The organism is Paractinoplanes lichenicola, assembly GCF_016785085.1.
Lineage (GTDB): Bacteria > Actinomycetota > Actinomycetes > Mycobacteriales > Micromonosporaceae > Actinoplanes > Actinoplanes lichenicola.
In genome coordinates, this window is the sequence record NZ_JAENHO010000004.1 from 516,863 (window position 1) to 533,480 (window position 16,618).

General features: G+C 71.4%; 16 protein-coding genes. 6 read left to right on the forward strand and 10 right to left on the reverse strand.

Translation table 11 applies throughout. The annotated features are described in order from the left end of the window. Window positions 1-32: 32 nt before the first annotated feature. Window positions 33-869, forward strand: a complete 837-nt coding sequence (locus JKJ07_RS15895; protein WP_202992291.1) for a helix-turn-helix domain-containing protein — start codon at window positions 33-35, stop codon at window positions 867-869. Here the strand turns inward: JKJ07_RS15895 and JKJ07_RS15900 are convergent. The 6 genes from JKJ07_RS15900 to JKJ07_RS15925 all read right to left on the reverse strand — a co-directional run bounded on the left by JKJ07_RS15900 (window position 752) and on the right by JKJ07_RS15925 (window position 6,916). Beyond that, complete coding sequence (locus JKJ07_RS15900) at window positions 752-1,801, reverse strand: LLM class flavin-dependent oxidoreductase (RefSeq protein ID WP_202992292.1); 1,050 nt, start codon at window positions 1,799-1,801, stop codon at window positions 752-754. The two genes, JKJ07_RS15895 and JKJ07_RS15900, sit on opposite strands and share 118 nt — an antisense overlap. Next, on the reverse strand, window positions 1,798-3,120 hold the full coding sequence (locus JKJ07_RS15905; RefSeq protein WP_202992293.1) for an LLM class flavin-dependent oxidoreductase: 1,323 nt from the start codon (window positions 3,118-3,120) through the stop codon (window positions 1,798-1,800). Before JKJ07_RS15905 ends, JKJ07_RS15900 begins: the two co-directional genes overlap by 4 nt. Further along, complete coding sequence (locus tag JKJ07_RS15910) at window positions 3,117-3,836, reverse strand: ABC transporter ATP-binding protein (protein ID WP_202992294.1); 720 nt, start codon at window positions 3,834-3,836, stop codon at window positions 3,117-3,119. Before JKJ07_RS15910 ends, JKJ07_RS15905 begins: the two co-directional genes overlap by 4 nt. Then, complete coding sequence (locus JKJ07_RS15915; RefSeq protein ID WP_202992295.1) at window positions 3,812-4,645, reverse strand: ABC transporter permease; 834 nt, start codon at window positions 4,643-4,645, stop codon at window positions 3,812-3,814. Before JKJ07_RS15915 ends, JKJ07_RS15910 begins: the two co-directional genes overlap by 25 nt. Next, on the reverse strand, window positions 4,642-5,697 hold the full coding sequence (locus tag JKJ07_RS15920; RefSeq protein WP_202992296.1) for an ABC transporter substrate-binding protein: 1,056 nt from the start codon (window positions 5,695-5,697) through the stop codon (window positions 4,642-4,644). The genes JKJ07_RS15915 and JKJ07_RS15920 overlap by 4 nt, the downstream gene beginning before the upstream one ends. A 94-nt stretch (window positions 5,698-5,791) precedes the next feature. Then, complete coding sequence (locus tag JKJ07_RS15925; RefSeq protein WP_202992297.1) at window positions 5,792-6,916, reverse strand: ROK family protein; 1,125 nt, start codon at window positions 6,914-6,916, stop codon at window positions 5,792-5,794. Window positions 6,917-7,013: 97 nt separating this feature from the next. Between JKJ07_RS15925 and JKJ07_RS15930 the strand changes: the two genes are divergently transcribed. The 3 genes from JKJ07_RS15930 to JKJ07_RS51740 all read left to right on the forward strand — a co-directional run bounded on the left by JKJ07_RS15930 (window position 7,014) and on the right by JKJ07_RS51740 (window position 10,726). Beyond that, window positions 7,014-8,996 (forward strand): S9 family peptidase, encoded by a 1,983-nt coding sequence (locus JKJ07_RS15930; RefSeq protein WP_202992298.1) that lies wholly within the window; start codon window positions 7,014-7,016, stop codon window positions 8,994-8,996. Between the two features lie 6 nt (window positions 8,997-9,002). Beyond that, the gene (locus JKJ07_RS15935) at window positions 9,003-9,746 is read left to right on the forward strand and encodes a phosphotransferase family protein (RefSeq protein WP_202992299.1); all 744 of its coding nucleotides are present in this window, start codon (window positions 9,003-9,005) and stop codon (window positions 9,744-9,746) included. A 431-nt stretch (window positions 9,747-10,177) separates the two neighbouring features. After that, a complete protein-coding gene (locus JKJ07_RS51740; protein WP_307834280.1) occupies window positions 10,178-10,726 on the forward strand; it encodes a GNAT family N-acetyltransferase in 549 nt (182 codons plus the stop codon). A 441-nt stretch (window positions 10,727-11,167) separates the two neighbouring features. On the opposite strand, the gene JKJ07_RS15945 is transcribed toward JKJ07_RS51740, so the two are convergent. Continuing rightward, on the reverse strand, window positions 11,168-11,977 hold the full coding sequence (locus JKJ07_RS15945) for a phytanoyl-CoA dioxygenase family protein (protein ID WP_236028996.1): 810 nt from the start codon (window positions 11,975-11,977) through the stop codon (window positions 11,168-11,170). 56 nt (window positions 11,978-12,033) lie between these two features. Here JKJ07_RS15945 and JKJ07_RS15950 point away from each other — a divergent pair, with 56 nt between their 5' ends. Together JKJ07_RS15950 and JKJ07_RS15955 are read left to right on the forward strand one after the other, a co-directional pair. After that, window positions 12,034-13,050, forward strand: a complete 1,017-nt coding sequence (locus JKJ07_RS15950; protein ID WP_202992301.1) for a LacI family DNA-binding transcriptional regulator — start codon at window positions 12,034-12,036, stop codon at window positions 13,048-13,050. Window positions 13,051-13,079: 29 nt separating this feature from the next. Continuing rightward, window positions 13,080-13,289, forward strand: a complete 210-nt coding sequence (locus JKJ07_RS15955; protein ID WP_202992302.1) for a dodecin — start codon at window positions 13,080-13,082, stop codon at window positions 13,287-13,289. Window positions 13,290-13,298: 9 nt separating this feature from the next. Here JKJ07_RS15955 and JKJ07_RS15960 read toward each other — a convergent pair whose 3' ends face one another. The 3 genes from JKJ07_RS15960 to JKJ07_RS15970 are packed head-to-tail and all read right to left on the reverse strand — an operon-like array spanning window position 13,299 to window position 16,552. Further along, a complete protein-coding gene (locus JKJ07_RS15960) occupies window positions 13,299-13,808 on the reverse strand; it encodes a hypothetical protein (RefSeq protein WP_202992303.1) in 510 nt (169 codons plus the stop codon). Further along, on the reverse strand, window positions 13,795-15,528 hold the full coding sequence (locus JKJ07_RS15965) for a vWA domain-containing protein (protein WP_202992304.1): 1,734 nt from the start codon (window positions 15,526-15,528) through the stop codon (window positions 13,795-13,797). Before JKJ07_RS15965 ends, JKJ07_RS15960 begins: the two co-directional genes overlap by 14 nt. Beyond that, window positions 15,512-16,552 carry a hypothetical protein gene (locus tag JKJ07_RS15970; RefSeq protein ID WP_202992305.1) on the reverse strand — a complete coding sequence of 347 codons (1,041 nt, stop codon included), beginning with the start codon at window positions 16,550-16,552 and terminating at the stop codon, window positions 15,512-15,514. The genes JKJ07_RS15965 and JKJ07_RS15970 overlap by 17 nt, the downstream gene beginning before the upstream one ends. Window positions 16,553-16,618: the final 66 nt, after the last annotated feature.

Genomic DNA, 16,618 nt, shown 5'->3' on the forward strand with positions numbered 1-16,618 from the left:
CATGGCGGGCACACCAATTCTGCGTACGCTCGATGACCGTGCACACCGTCGGGGAACTCCTGCGCCAGTGGCGGCAACGCCGGGGGCTGAGCCAGCTCGACCTGGCGATCGCCGCCGACGTCTCGGCCCGGCACGTCAGCCTGGTCGAGACGGGCAAGTCCCGGCCCAGCCCGGCCATGATCCTGCGGCTCGCCGATCAGCTGCACGTGCCGCTGCGTGAGCGCAACCGGCTGCTGCTGGCCGGCGGTTTCGCCCCCCGGTACGCGGAGCGCCCGCTCGGCGACGACGCGCTGTCGGCCGTCCACGACGCGATCGGCCGGGTGCTGCGGGCGCACGAGCCCTATCCGGCGCTGGTTTTCGACCGCCGGTGGAACATCGTGCTGACCAACCGGGCCGTCGACCAGTTCTTCGCCCGGGTGGATCCCGAGCTGCTGCGGCCGCCGGTCAACCTGGTGCGGCTGGGCCTGGACCCGCGCGGGCTGGCCCGGCTGGTGGTCAACCTGGACGACGTACGGGCGGTGTTCCGCTCCCGGCTCGCCCGCCAGCTCGCCGCCGCCCCCGACCCGGAGCTGACCGCCCTGTACGAGGAGCTCCTGCAGCCGGGCGGTGAGGCCGGGCCGCGGGTCGACGCCGACGTCGTCATCCCGATGGTCCTGCGCGTCGACGGCCGGGAGCTGCGGCTGTTCTCGACCATCACCACGTTCGGCACACCGATGGACGTCACGGTCGACGAGATCGCGATCGAGTCGTATTACCCGGCCGATGAGGAGAGCGCCGCCTTCTTCAAGAGTGCGTCGCCCACGCGGGCCGTTTCCTCCTTGTACGGGGTGTCCGACAGGATGAAGTGGGTGACGCCCAAGTCGCGGTAGCGGCGTAGCGCCAGGGCGACCTCGTCGGCCGTCCCGACCAGCCACGTGGTGCCCGCGCCGCCGCCTCCGTGCCGGCCGGGGGCCGTGTAGAGGCAGGTGTCGAGGACGTCTCCGCGCGCGGCCAGGTCGAGCAGGCGTTGCTGGCCGACCGCGGGGCCGTGGCGGTCGAGATGGCGGTCGTCGCGGTCGCCCATGGCGGCGACCCGGGCCTCCGCGTCGCGCCACGCCTCGGCCGTCGTGTCGCGGATGAGCGTGGTGATCCGCAGCCCGAACTCGAGTGGCGGCAGCTCCCGGTCCACAGACAGCTTGCGCAGCCGGTCGATGCGTTCCGCGATGCCCTCGAGCGGTTCGCCCCAGAACAGCTGCACGTCCGCTTCCGCCGCCGAGACCCGTTCCGCCGCCTCGGACGCGCCGCCGAAATAGAGCCGGGGCCCGCCACCCGCCGGCCGGGGAACCACGGTCGAGCCGTTGACCTGGAAGTGCTCGCCGCGATAGGTCACGTTCTCCTCGGTCCACAGCCGCCGCACGAGCTGCATGAACTCGCGAGTGCGGGCGTACCGCTGGGCCGAGTCGGCTTCCCGATCCCCGTACGCGGCCAGGTTGTCCTGCCCGCTGACGATGTTGACCAGCAGGCGCCCGCCGCTGAGGTGGTCGAGGGTGGCGGCCGCGCTGGCGAAGTGGGCCGGCTGCCAGTAGCCGGGCCGGATCGCCGCCAGCGGGCGGAACGTGGTCGTGCGGGCGGCGATCGCGGTGGCCACGGTGAACGTGTCGGGCCGCCCCCAGCCGGTGCCGATCAGCGCGCCTTCCCAGCCGTGTTCCTCCGCCGTACGGGCCAGATCGACGCTGTGCTCGAGCGTGCCGTACCCGGCGACGGCGTCGTCCCCGCGATGCCCGGGCTCGACGGTGTTGGGGATGTACCAGAGGAACGTCATCGCAGCACCAATCGGTTGGCCGGACGGGGGAGTCCGTAGTGCTCGCGCAGCGTCGCGCCGGAGTACTCCGTACGGAAAAGCCCTCGCTCCTGCAGGATGGGGACGACTTCGGTGGCGAACGCCTCGAGGCCCGAGGGCAGCACGGCGGGCATGATGTTGAACCCGTCGGCGGCGCCGTTCTCGAAGTAGTGCTGGATCGTGTCGGCGACCTGTACGGGGGTGCCGGCGAACGTGCGGTGCCCGCGCCCGCCGCCCAGCTTGCCGATCAGCTGGCGTACGGTCAGGTTGTCGCGGCGCGCCCAGTCCACGATCAGCGTGCGGCGGCTCTTCGCGCCCTCGATCTCGTCCTCGCTCGGCAGGTCGGCGGGCAGCGGCTCGTCCAGCCGCAGCCGCGCGGGGTCGACCCGCAACGTGTGCGCGAGCGTGCCCAGGGCGTATTGCGGCGCGATCAGCCGGTCGAGTTCCGCGTCGAGCTCGCGCGCCTCGGCCTCGGTGGCCCCGATGACCGGCACGATGCCGGGCAGGATGACGACGTGGCCGGGGTCGCGCCCGGCCGCGGCCACCCGGCGTTTCAGGTCGGCGTAGAAGGCCTGGCTCTCGGCCAGCGTGGGTTGCGCGGTGAAGACGGCCTCGGCCCAGCGCGCGGCGAAGTCCTTACCGTCCTCCGACGAGCCGGCCTGCACGAGCAGGGGATAGGCCTGCGGGGAGCGGGGCACGTTGAGCGCGCCGTCGACCCGGAAGAAGTCGCCCGCATGCGCGATCGCGCGCACCCGCTCGTCGAGGGCGTGCACTCCGGCCGTCTTGTCGGCCACGATCGCGTCGTCGGCCCAGCTGTCCCACAGCTTCGTCGACACGTCGAGGAATTCGTCGGCGCGCTCGTAGCGGGTCTTGTGCAGCGGCTGGTCGGCCAGCCCGAAGTTGCGTGCGGCGGCGTCCCCGGCCGTGGTCACGATGTTCCAGCCGGCCCGGCCGCCGGAGAGGTGGTCGAGCGAGGCGAACCGGCGGGCCAGGTTGTAGGGCTCGTTGTAGGACGTCGACGCGGTCGCGATCAGGCCGATCCGGCTGGTGCTGACGGCCAGCGCGGCCAGCAGCAGCGTCGGTTCCAGCTTGCCGGCCGGGCGGCGTCCGGGGTCGCTCCACAGCACCGGGCTGTCGGCCAGGAACACCGAGTCGAACTTGGCCTCCTCGGCCACCCGGGCGAGGTGCTGATGGGCGGCGAGCGAGAGATTCGCGTACGGGTCCGAGACGGGCAGCCGCCAGGACGCCTCGTGGTGCCCGGTGTCGTGCAGGAACAGGTTGAAGTGCAGTTGGCGGCTCATCGGCCCTCCCCTTCGACACCCAGCTCAGTCAGCAGAAACGCGCGCAGCTCCGCTTCAGGGCGGTCCGGTTCCACCCGTACGTCGGTGCGCACCACCCCGCCGTCGAGCACGATCACGCGGTCGGCCAGCACGACGGCCTCGTCGACGTCGTGCGTCACCAGCAGCACTGCGGGCCGGTGGGCCTCGCACAACTTGCGCAGCAACGCGTGCATCCGGATGCGCGTCAACGCGTCCAACGCGCCGAACGGCTCGTCCGCCAAGAGCAACTGCGGTTCCCGTACGAGGGAGCGTGCGAGCGACGCCCGTTGCTGCTCGCCGCCGGACAGCTCGAACGGCCAGGCCCGTTCCCGGCCGGCCAGCCCGACCTCGGCCAGGGCCTGCCGCCCGCGGGCGTTCGCGTCGCTGCCGCGCAGCCCGAAGACCACGTTGTCGAGCACACGCTTCCAGGGCAGCAGCCGCGAGTCCTGGAAGACGACCGAGACCGACGCGGGGACGCTGATGTGGCCGCGGCCGGCGACGTCGCGGTCCAGCCCGGCCAGGGCCCGCAGCAGCGTGCTCTTGCCGGTGCCGGAGCGCCCGATCAGCGCCACGAACTCGCCCGCCCCGATGTCCAGGTCGAGGCCGTTGAGCACACCGCCGTTCGCGGTGAAGCTGCGGTGCAGGTTGCGCACGCTGACGGCCGGCGCCGTGGTCAGCCCTCGAGTGTCTGTCGCCATGCGAGCACCCTCCTTGCGGTGAGCCGGACAGCGGTGTCGGCGCAGTAGCCGAAGATGCCGTAGATGACCAGGCCGACCACGATCACGTCGGTCTGCCCGTACTGCTCGGCCAGCGTGATCATGTGACCGATGCCCGCGGTCGCGTTGTACTGCTCGACCACGACCAGGCCGAGCAGCGACGAGGTGACCGCGAAGCGCATGCCGAGCAGGAACCCGGGCAGCGCGCCGGGCAGCACCACGTGCCGCACGAACTCGCCCCGGCGCAGGTCGAGGGTCTCGGCCAGCTCGGCGTAGCGGCCGTCGATGCCGCGCAGCCCGTTGTGGGTGTGCACGTAGATCGGCACCAGGCTGATCAGCGCGATGGTCACGATCTTCATCTCCTGGCCGATGCCGAACCAGGCGATGAACAGCGGGATCAGCGCCAGCGTGGGGATCGACCGCTTGATCTGGATCGGCCCGTCGATCAGCGACTCGCCGGCCCGGGAGAGCCCGGACAGCACCGCCAGCACGGCGCCGGTGATTACCCCGATGGCCAGTCCCGAGGCGGCCCGGGCCAGCGACGACAGGATGTCGCCGAGTAGGTCGTGGTCGGTCCACTGCACGCCGAACGCGACGACCACGTCCCACGGCGAGGTGAGGATGGCCGGCTTGATCAGCCCGGTCGCGGAACCGGCCGACCAGATCACTAGCACGACGGCGGGGCCGACCCAGAACGCGCCGCGGAACCGCCGTCCCGGGCCGAGCCGGCGTCGCACGACCCGCACGTCACCCTCGTACGAGGCCGGGGGTGCTTTGTCGATGACGGTCATGCGGCATCACCGGTGACGACCTTGGACCCGACCGCCTCGGCCTGAACCTGCTCGAAGCGCCGGTCGACGAGCGTGGTCACGTCGAGCTTGTCGTGCTTCTGCTCGGCCGCCAGCAGGTCGGCGGTCGCCTGCAGCCGGGCGATGGCGTTGTCCCAGGTGGCCGGGATGCCCTTGACGCCGTCGGTGGCGATGACATCCCTCGCGTCCTCGGGGCTCAAACCCTGGACGGCCTGCAGGTACGCCTTCGAGTAGCCCTCGGGGTTGTCGTTCTGCCAGAGCAGCGCCTTGGCCCGCAACCCGACGTAGACCTTGAGCGCCGCGGCCTTCTCGGCGTCCTGCACGGCGGAGGTCAGGCAGTAGAGCGTCGACGCGTCGTCGCGGATGCCGGTCAGGATCGCCGTCGCCCCCGGATACTTGCCCTTGTAGATCTTCACGTGGGCCGCCCCGATCGGCGCCACGTCGACGGCCTTGCTGCCCAGCGCGGTCACGTACGAGTCGCCGGTGCTGGTCAGCTCGACCAGCGTGACGTCCTGCTGGGTCAGGCCGGCCTTCTGCAGCACCCGCAGCACGAGCGCGCCCTGGGCCTGCCCGGCGCTGTAGGCGATCTTCTTGCCCCGCAGGTCGGCCAGCGACGTCACGTTCACGCCGGGGGCCACGCCGAGCTGATAGATCGGATGGGTGAGCGGGTCGACGATCACCGACTGGAACACGATCTTGGTGGAGGTGCCGGTCCACGCCGCGAACAGCGACGGGATGTCGGCCACCGCGCTGCAGTCGAGCTTGTCGGCGCGGAACGCCTGGATGCTCTGCGGGCCGCCGCTGATGTTGGCCCACTCGACCGCGACGCCGGCCTTGGTCAGCTCCTGGTCCAGGCCCGAGGCGCCCAGGATGGCCTGGATGGCCGGGTCGCCGATCCGGATCTCGGTGCCGCTGGGCACCTGCTCGGGCAGTGCGGCCGACAGCTCCAGGGTGGCGGCGCCGTCGTCACCCGCGCAGGCGGTCAGGGCGGCGGCCAGCAGGACGACGGCCGACAGGGATAACAGTCTCCTCACGAGGGGCTCCGTTCACGGTGCAGAGAGTGGGGAGCGCGCGCTGCAATTCATACTAAGCAGCTAGGAGAAGAAGGCAACTATGTGCCCGGCTGAATTAAGTATCCGCAGGTGAAAGGGGTTGCGCGTAGACGTGGTCGAGGGCCACCGCACCACCCGCGACGGCGAGCACGGTGGTGGGGAAGCTCGTCGGCCGGACCACCTGCGCGACGTCGGCGCCCGCGGTCGACCAGGCCGTGATCTCGGCCCGCAGCGTGGCCAGGCAGGCCGGGATCCGGTTGGCCCCGGCCTCGGCCACCACCAGCACCTCGGGGTCGAACAGGTCGAGCAGCAGCGCCGCGGCCCGCCCGACGAGCCGCGCCCGCTCGTGGAAGAGACTCAGAGCCCGCGCGTCGCCGCCCTGGGCCGCCGCCACCAGGGCGAGCAGGTCGGGCGCGCCCGAGCGGCGGACGAGGGTCTGCTCCGAGACGGCCGCCTGCAAGCAGCCCGTACGGCCGCAGGAGCAGCGCTCGGTGCAGCCCTCGACGCCCAGGTGCGCGACCGCGCCGGCGGCCGAGCGCGGCCCCTGGTGCACCACGCCGCCGGTCGCGAAGGCCACGTCGACCACGTTGCCGACGAACAGGTGGACCGCGCTCTGCCGGGCCCGCCCGGCGACCGCACCGAACAACTGCTCGGCGCGCAGCAGGGCCCGCGAGTTGCTGTCCACCCGTACGGGAAGCCTGGTGGCCTTGGACAGCGTGGCCGCGACCGGCACGGCGCGCCAGCCGAGGGCGGGATGCTCCACGACCGTGCCCGTCACCGCGTCCACCCACCCGCCGGTGGCCACGCCGACCCCCAGCACGCGACGGCGGCGCCGCAACCGGCCGATCCGCTCGGCGAGCCGGTCGAGGACGCTCGCCGGATCCCGCCCGGCATGCGGCTCGCGCTGCTGCTCGATCACCCGGCCCCGCAGGTCGAGCAGGGCCACCGTGGCGTGCGGGACCGCGATGTGCACCCCGATCACCGCCACCGCCTCGGCGTCGATCTCCAGCGGCACGGTCGGGCGGCCGATGCCCGGGCGCCCGGCCGCCTCCGGCGCCTCCCGGATCAGGCCGCGGCTCAGCAGCGAGGTCGCGACGCCGCTGATCGAGGCGGCCGACAACCGGGTCGCGCGGGCCACCGAGCTGCGGGCGACCGGGCCATGGTCGAGAACGGCGCGCAGCACCGCCCCGGCCGAGTCCATTCGAGCACGTTAACGCGCCCGCGGGCGGGGGACGGCCGGTCGTCATAGGACGTTTCAGGGTCGGTAACACCGGGCCCGCGATGATAGAAACGGTCAGGTGAGTGACTTCGCGGATCTCGATGCGTACGTTCGCCTGCCCCACGTCGACGGGCTGTGGCTCGCGCCCGACGGCGGCCGCCTGGTGGTCGGTGTGGGCACGCCGAACAAGGAGAACGACCGCTACACCACGGCGCTGTGGGAGGTCGACCCGCTCGGTGAACGCCCCGCCCGGCGCCTCACCCGCAGCCTCAAGGGCGAGGCGGCGGCCGCGTTCACGCCGGAGGGAGATCTGCTCTTCACGTCCGCGCGCGAGCTCGACGAGGACGACGAGGGCTCCGCGCTGTGGCGCCAGCCCGCGGCCGGGGGCGACGCTTACGTGCTGGCGAAGCTGCCCGGGGGAGTGCACGGCGTCCAGGTCAGCGCGAACGGCACGCTGGTGGCCGGCTCGGCCCTGCTGCCCTCCTCGACCGGCGTCGGCGACGACCAGGACGTGCGCAAGCGGCGCAAGGAGTCCGGGGTCTCGGCGATCCTGCACGAGGGCTACCCGATCCGGTTCTGGGATCACGACCTCGGCCCGGCCCGGCCCCGGCTGGTCACGGCTGCCCTGGCCGACGAGCTCGAGCTGCGCGACCTGACCGGGCACGCCGGGGCCGCGCTGGACGCCGACGCCGACTGGGACATCACCCCCGACGGGCGTACGGTCGTGACCACCTGGACGGTCGCCGAGCAGGCGGGGTCGCAGCGCATCACGCTGGTCGCGATCGACGTGGCCACCGGCGAGCGGCGCGACCTGGCCGCCGGCCCCGCCCACGAGCACGCCGCGCCCCGCATCTCACCCGACGGCGCCACGGTGGCGTTCACGGTGCGCGAGGTGTCCACGCCCGACGCGCCCGGCGACGCCTGGCTGGCGCTCGTGCCGCTCGCGGGCGGAGCCGTACGGGCCCTGACCGCCGGCTGGGACCGCTGGCCCGAGCTCGGCCGCTGGACGCCGGACGGCAGCGCGCTGATCGTGGCGGCCGACGATGACGGGCGTTCGCCGCTGTGGCGGGTCGACGCCGAGACCGGTGCGGTGACCCGGCTGACCCCCGACAACGGCTCCTACCACGACATCCGTGTGGCGCCCGACGGCCAATGGGCGTACGCGTTGCGCAGCGCCATCGACAGCGCGCCCGCGCCCGTACGGGTGAGCCTCACGGGCGACGCGAAGGTCGAGTTCCTGCCGGGCCCGGCCCCGACGCTGGAACTGCCCGGACGGCTCGAGGAGGTCGAGACGACGGCGGCCGACGGCACCCGCGTACGGGGATGGCTGGCTCTGCCCGAGGGTGACGGCGCGCCCTTCCCGCTGGTGCTGAAGATCCACGGCGGGCCGATCAGCTCGTGGAACGCCTGGTCGTGGCGGTGGAACCCGTGGGTCTGGGTGGCCCGGGGCTACGCGGTGCTGATGCCCGACCCGGCCCTGTCCACCGGCTACGGCTACGAGTTCATCAAGCGCGGCTGGGGCGCCTGGGGCGACAAGCCCTACACCGACCTGATGGCGATCACCGACGCGGTCGTGGCCCGGCCCGACATCGACGAGACCCGTACGGCGGCGGCCGGCGGCTCGTTCGGCGGCTACATGGCCAACTGGGTCGCCGGGCACACCGACCGGTTCGACGCCATCGTCACCCACGCCGGCCTGTGGGCGCTCGACCAGTTCGCCGGCACGACCGACTTCTCGTTCTACTGGTCGCGCGAGATGAACCCCGAGCGGCAGCGGGAGAACTCGCCGCACCGCTTCGCCGACGCCATCACCACCCCGATGCTGGTGATCCACGGCGACAAGGACTACCGCGTGCCCATCGGCGAGGGGCTGCGCCTGTGGTGGGACCTGGTGTCGCGTTCCGAGGCCGACGGCGTGCCGCACAAGTTCCTCTACTACCCCGACGAGAACCACTGGATCTTGACCCCGGGCAACGCCAAGGCCTGGTACGCCACCGTCCTGGCCTTCCTCGACCACCACGTGCGCGGTGCGGAGTGGCAGCGCCCCGACCTGTTCGGCTGATCCGGCGTGGACACGGTCGAAGTCGTCGTGGCCCACAGCGAGCGCACCACGCTGCGAGTCGGTGACGTCTTTCTGAAGGTCGACGGCAACCCGGGGCGGCTCGACGTCGAGGTCGAGGCCATGGAACTGGCCCCGGTGCCGACGCCGGAGGTGTTGTGGCGCAAGCCGAACGTGCTCGCCATCGCGGCCGTGCCCGGTCAGGCCCTCGGCCGGCTCGGGGTGCCGTCGACCGCCTCGGCGGGGGCGTGGGCCGCGGCCGGGGCCGCCGTGCGCAGGCTGCACGAGGCGCCGCTGCCGCCCTGGAACGGGCCCAGCCTCGACGACATGGTGGCGGAGGTCGACACCGAGTGCGAATGGCTCGTGGCCAACGGGGTGCTCCCGGCCGACCTGGTGCGGCGCAACCGGGAGGTCGCCCAGGCCGCGCTCCGGCCCTGGAATCCGGCCTTCGTCCACGGCGACCTGCAAACGATGCACTTCTTCGTCTCCGGCGACAACCTGAACGGCGTGATCGACTGGTCGGAGGCGGCCCAAGGTGACCCGCTGCTCGACCTGGCCGTGATGACCCTGGGGCAGGAGGACCGCCTGGGCGACCTGCTCCTCGGCTACGGGTCCGACATCGACGTCGAGGTGATCCGGGGGTGGTGGTCGGTGCGCAGCCTGACAGCGTCGCGCTGGCTGATCGAACACGGCTTCGACCCGGACACGCCGGGCTGCGAATTCGACGTGCTCCGGGCCCGCATGCGCGATTAAACGGTCGCCTTTCGCCGGCCGGGCTGGCTAGGGTCCCGCTCATGCGGCATCGCCTGAGCTCCGCCGAGACCGGTCCGGCCCTGCGGGCCCTGGCCGAATGGACCCCGGCCGACGCGCCGAGCGGCGGGCTTCATCCCGGCGACCTGGGCTGGCACCTGCGCTTCGACGACGCGGAGGCGCTTATGTGGACCGAGGGCGGGGTGCCGGTGGCGGTCGGCTACCTCGATGACGGAGTGCTGCGGGTTACTACCGCGCCTGGCGTCGGCCTTTCGCCTTTGGCGGCTTCGGCAGGTTCAGGTTCGGCTTCAGCTTCGGCTTTGGGGGTTTCGGCTTCGGCTTCGGCAGCTTCGGTTTCGGGGGCTTCGGCTTTGGCGGCTTCAGCTTTAGCGGCTTCGGCAGCTTCCGGGGCTTCGGCAGCTTCCGCGGCTTTGGTGGCCGACGTCGAAGAGCTGTTCGACGGCGGCGCGGGCTCGGTCGACGGCCTCCCGATGCCCGGGTGGGACCGCGATCCGGACGCCTGGGCCGTGCTGTCCTGGACCCCGCGGCCGGTCACGACCCGCGCCGAGCCGGTCTCCGCGGCCACGGCGGCCGACCGGGTGCTGGTGCAGCGGTCGGCCTTCAAGAATTCGACGTTCACGCTCGAGAAGCGGCAGACGATGCTGCAATCACCGGCCGCCGAGCTGGTCACGGACGTCCTCGTACGCACACCCTCGGGCGAGCCGGCGGCCGCCGCAACCGGCTGGTTCGCCGGTGCGGGGCGCTGCGGATTGCTCGAGCCGGTGGGCACCCACGTCGATCATCGCGGGCATGGCTACGGGCGGGAGGCCGTGTGGGGCGCGTGCGCGAGTCTCGCCGCTCGAGGTGCGAGCGCGGTCGCTGTCGTGACCCCGGCCTCTAATACGGCGGCGGTCGCACTTTACCGCTCGGCGGGCTTCACCCAACTCCGCGAAAACCACGACTGGATCCGCCGCTCCGCCTGACCCGGTAAGTGAGCACTCACTTCTTGGGGTGGGTGTGGGTGGTAAGTGAGTGCTCACTTCCGGGGCGAGCCGTGGGTGGTAAGTGAGTGCTCACTTCCGGGGCGAGCCGTGGGTGGTAAGTGAGTGCTCACATCCGGGCCGGCGATGGGAGGTAAGTGAGTGCTCACATCCAGGGCGAGCCGCGGGCAGTAAGTAAGCACTCACATCATCGGGCGGGTTGGCGTGGATCGTGCGCCTGCCGTAGCCGTATCGCTAGGTCGGCCGGCTGCTGCCGGGTCGCCGCTGTCGGCGGACACCAGCCGCGTCCCGAGCCGGCGAAGAATGTAAGTGAGTACTCACTTCGGGGTGGGGTGCCGTGGAACGTAAGTGAGTGCTCACATCAGAGCGGGGCGGCGAGATGTGTAAGTGAGTACTCACATCTGAGTCGGCGGGGGCGATGGGCTACGCCTCGCCCATCACCAGGCCCTCGATCGTGTGTTTCTGGGTGATGGGGGTGAGTTCGTCGACGATCGGGCAGTGCAGGTGGTCGCGAACCTGTTGGGGCAGCGCGTCCCAGTAAGGCTTGGTCACGGCCATCGCATGCTTGTCGCCGTTCGTGGCGTCGGGGGCGTCCACGCCGAGCACCAGCACCGGGCGCGACAGTTGCGAGTGGTTGGCCGTCCCGCGGTGGATGGTGAGCGCCGAGCGGGCCGAGATGTCGCCGCGCTGGGGGTATTTGCGGACGGCCAGTGAGTTGTAGCGCTCGTAGTGCGGCTTCGGCGGGAACATGTCGTGGCCGAATTCGGGGCTGTCGTCGAACTGGGTGCCGGGGGCGATCTCGAACGGGCCCATGTCTTCGGTGGTGTCGACGCCGGTCAGGTTGAAGGCCAGCGAGTTGAGCCGGCCCTCCTCGCGGGTCACCGAGGGCATGGGGAAGTCGCGGTGCCACGGCTGGTTGACGGCGCCGGCGAAGGGGATGTCGAAGCCGAGTTCGACGATTTCGTAGTCGGGGCCGAGCACGTCGGTGCAGACCGCGGTGACCCACGGGTGGGTGACCAGGTCGACGAAGCCGCGTAGCTGTTCCGGGTGAATTTCCACGTAGTAGCGCTTCGGGCCGCGGCCCACCGCGCCGCCGTCGCGGTTGATGGCTTCGGCGAACGCGGTCTCGATGTCTTCGCGCATCGTGTCGGCCCAGGCCACGCTGAACGCGCCGCGCCGGGCGGTGATGCCGTCGGTGTAGATCGCCTCGCGGGCTCCTTCAGCAATATTCATGCCTCTCATATTGCAACGTGGCATGCCACGTTGCAAGTGCTGAGTAGGATGTCCGCGTGGGAGCCAATCTGAGGCAGGTCGCCGAGCGCGCCGGTGTCTCCGTCCGCACGGTGTCCAACGTGGTTTCCGGGTTTCCGCTGGTCGCGCCGCAGACGCGCGAGCGGGTGCAGCGGGTGATCGACGAACTGCAGTACAAGCCGAACGCCGCCGCCCGGCATCTGCGCGGCGGGCGGTCGGGGCTGGTCGCGCTGGTGCTGCCCGAGATCGCGTCGCCCTATTTCGGCGAGCTGGCGGGGCATCTGGCCGACGGCGCCGAGGCGTACGCGTGGACGTTGCTGGTGCAGCAGACCGGCGGTGACGCCGCCCGCGAGAGAGAACTGCTTGATGGCGTACGGGGTCAGGCCGTCGATGGTTTGATCATGAGCCCGTGGGCCCTGTCGCCGGGCGAGCTGACCCGGCGGCCCGACAGCGCCCCGCTCGTGCTGCTGGGCGAGCAGGACGCCGACGGGCTGCTCGATCACGTCGCGATCGACAACGTGGCCGCGGCGGCCGCCCTGACCCGGCATCTGATCGAGAGCGGCCGCACCCGGATAGCCGCCATCGGGCTCCAGCCGCACCTCGAGAACGGCACCGCGGCGCGGCGTGCGCGGGGCTACCGGCAGGCGCTGAGTGCGGCCGGCCTCCCGTACGGGAAGGAACTTGAACTTGACGTGGAGAGCCTGCACCGGGCCGACGGCGCCGCGGCGATGACCCGGCTGCTCGACAGCGGGGCCGAGGTGGATGCGGTGTTCTGCTTCACCGACCAGCTCGCCCTGGGGGCCATGCACGTCGCGATCGAGCGAGGGCTGCGCGTGCCGGCGGATCTGGCCGTGGCCGGTTTCGACGACATCGAGGACGGGCGATACGCCAATCCCGCGCTCACGACCGTCGCGCCCGACAAGGCCGCGCTGGCCGAGGCCGCCCTCGCCTGCCTGGCCGAGCGCGTGGGCCGCCGCGACGATCCGCCGCCCGCCCGCCGCATCATCGTGCCGCACCGCCTCGAAGTGCGCAGGAGCGCTCCCGTTCGTGGTTGAGTGGGGAGATCCAAACCGAGGAGGCTGTCATGGGCAATCACGTGTACCGGCTCACCGAGGTCGTCGGGAGCAGCCAGGAGAGCGTCGACGATGCCATCCGCACGGCGATCCGCAAGGCGGCCCAGACCGTACGCAACATCGAGTGGTTCGAGTCCCAGGAGATCCGCGGCCAGGTGGTCGACGGTGACGTCGCCTACTTCCAGGTGCGCGTGAAGATCGGCTTCCGGGTCGAGGACTGAGGCCGCGCCTCACGGGCCGGTGGGCGGATCCTTCTTCCGCTCACCGCTCGGCCGCGCGTTCGACTGCCACGCCGTGTAGAGGCCGGCGAGGGCGGCGACACCGCTGAGGGCCGTGTTCGCCGCGTCGGCGCGCTCCGGGCTCATCAGCAGCAGCACGAAGAACAGCACGGCGGCCACAAACACGACCATGCCGATGGTGAAAGCGGTCTTCTTTTCCCGTACGCCGGTCCGCCGCGACGCCGGCACCTGGTCGAGCTCGGGCAGCACGATGCCGAGCCAGGACCGTGGCGTCACACCTTTGCGGAAACCCCGCCCGGGCAGCCACAGCACGAGCCCGGTCAGTAACCACCCGGCGAGGTAGCCCGCGATCACCACGGACGGCCAGAGCCCGAAGTTCGGCCGCAGAAACGTCTCCAGCACACCGAGCAGGGCGGCCACGACCAGCACGAGCGCGACCGCCGCGCCGACCAGATGCGGCCGCGAGCCCAGCCAGCGCGCCCCGTATCTACTGATACCCACGGATGCTCCAGAAGATGCTGTAGAGGGGTGTGTCCCGGCCGGGCACGAACAGCTGCCCGCGGGTCTGCTCGGCGATCACCCGCAGCTCCCGCTCCCACTGCGACTCGTTGGCGTTGTTGGTGCTGCCGTTGAGGCCGGCCGGGCCGGGGGCGGGACCCTGGTCGGGGGTGTAGCCCGCGCACGAGCTCGAGTTCTGCTCGCCCGAGTCGAAGGCGATCGTGTAGATCCGTACGGACCGTTCCGCGGGTGACAGCTTCTGCCGGAACTTGACGTAGTCGCCGTAGTTGGCGCCGCAGTTGTTCTGCCCGTCCGAGAACAAGACGATCGACGTGCTCTGCGCCTTCAGCCCCGGCCGCACCAGCTCGTGCGCGCGTTCCAGGGCGTCATACATGGCCGTGTTGCCCTGGGCGCGCAGGTCGGTTCGCGCGTACGCCTGGATGGCCTTCAACGTGGGGGTCGTGCTCTCGTCGGCCGGCAGCACGAAACGTTTCGCCGGCTGGGCCTTGCTGTTGAACGGCACGAAATCGACCCGCTCGCCCGCCAGGAAGCTGAAATACGTCGTCGGGTCGTCGGGGTCGCTGCCGGTCAGCCCGATCAGCGCCTGCCGCAGCAACGGCATGTTGGTATCCATCGACCCCGACACGTCGAGCACGAACACCATCCGGGCCGGCGGCCGCACCTGCTCGCGGTAGCGGTCGACCAGGCTGCGCAGCACCTCCGGGTCGGTCGGGTAGCGCAGCTGCGGCACCGGCGGCGTGGCCGGATCCGCCGTCACCTCCGGGTTGCCGGGCCGGCGGGACGTCGACTCGCGGATCCGCTCCTGCGTGGCCGGCGTGAACAGCCAGCGCCACAACCGGTCGAACGTGTCCTGGTCGCGGGCGGTCGCGCCGCGCAGCAGGCTCAGCCGGTACTCCGCGATGATCGTGCCCTCGCTCGGGTAGATCGCGGTCAGCCGGCACGCCTCGGGCAGCGTCTGCGACATGCGCCGCACCTCGGACTCGTAGATGACCAGCCCGTCCACGCCCTCGGGGCTGGCCTTGCGGCCGCACTCGTCGCCGCCCGTGCCGACCTGGGTGACATAGCTGTCGGAGAGCACCCGCGAGGTGTCGGCGGCCAGGTGGTGACCGGTGAAGAACCGGCGCAGGTACGGCTGCAGGCGCGGCAGGTCGTCCGCGGTGACCGGGAGGCCGGTGTCGGCGGCCGCGGTCGCCACCGCCACCAGCCCGGCGAGCCCCGAGTTGGAATGGTCGGGGCGGGTCATCCCGTACCGGAAACGGCCGTTGGCGATGGCCGAGACGATCGCGGACCAGCTCGCCGAGCGGCCGCCGCTCCACCTGAGGGAATCGGCCAGCGAGGCCCGCACGCCGAACACGACGGGCGAGCGCATCAGCGGCGGGGACTGGCGCAGCAGCGCGCGGCGGCTGTCCGGCCACATGCCGAAGAACTGGTCGGCGCCGAACCAGACCGCGTCGTACTGGGCGGCCACGTTCGGGTCGGCCAGCTGCTTGGCGCCCTCGACGGAGCCCGTACGGGAAAGCTCGATCTTGATGTTGAGGGCCTTCTCGGCGTCGCGGAGGATGTCGCTCATGTCCTCCAGCTCGCTGCCGGCCAGGATCCGCAGCACGGGCGGGTCGACCGGGTCGCCGTCGTCGCAGGCGGCCAGCGTGCATCCCAGCACGGCGGCCAGCAGGAAGCTCAGGGCCTTACGCGCACGTGGCACCGGCCCGGTCCTTTCCGTAGACGCCCGCGACCACGGTGTTGAGGAACGAGGTCCACAGCGCGGTCGGCGGCAGCGGGACCGGCGGGCCGGGCAGCTCGACCGCGGCCTTCTCCCCGTTGGCGGCGGCGAACGCCTTGGTGTCGCCGACCGGCCGGAACCCGTGCTCGGCGGCGATCTTGCGCAGCTCCGGATCGGTGGCCAGGAGGGTGGCGACGTCGGCGCCGCGCGGCTTGAGGGCGGCCACGGCGTGGGTGCTGGAGACGCTCTGCCGCGGATACAGCATGATCCGTTCCAGCGTGACCTCGGTGCCGTCGATCGCGGTGACCCGGGTGACCAGGCCGTCGGCGTCGGCCCGGATCGCGTCGAGAAACTGCGCCTCGTAGACGACCTGCATGGGCAGCTGATAACCCTCGGCGGAGAAGTATTGGTCGAACGGTTCCTCGCTTGTCAGGCCCGTGCTGCCCTGCGCGCGGAAAAGGCTTTTCATGCGTTCGGTGACCTCGCCCGGATCGGCTGACTGAATGGGTTTGCCGCCGTTGGCGGCGTAGCTGCCCAGCGCGAGCAGCAGTTCCGCCGAATTGGAGGTGTCGAGCCGCGTGCTGAGCAGGACGGCGCGCTGAAAAACCGGATAGGGGGCCGACAGCCCGAGGTCGCGCCAGCGTTTCCCGGCCCCTTCGACATCCTGCAGATAGCGGGCGACGTCGAAGGTGCGCAGGTCGGCCGAGACCACCCCGGCGGGCAGGGCCCGGGCGACCTCGCGATAGGTCGCCACCACCAGCGGGGACGAGAAGACCGGGGTCGGTTTGCCGACAATTCCCTGCTTGGCCAGCACTTCCGCGGCCGCGCCCTCGCTGCCGGGGAAGGCGAAGTCGTACGCCGGCAGGTCGCTGTCGCAGGCCATCGTGCGGGAGCCGGCCGTCTCGACCGTCACCGCCAGGCCGTGTTTCTTGAACGCGTCGCGTACGGCCGGGTCCTCGAAGAACGACAGTTTCTCGGAACCGACCAGACCGTGAACGGGAAACAAATCACAGGTCAACAGATAGGGGATTTGGATCTCGCACGCTTTCCGGCGGTGATCCGTGCCGACCGA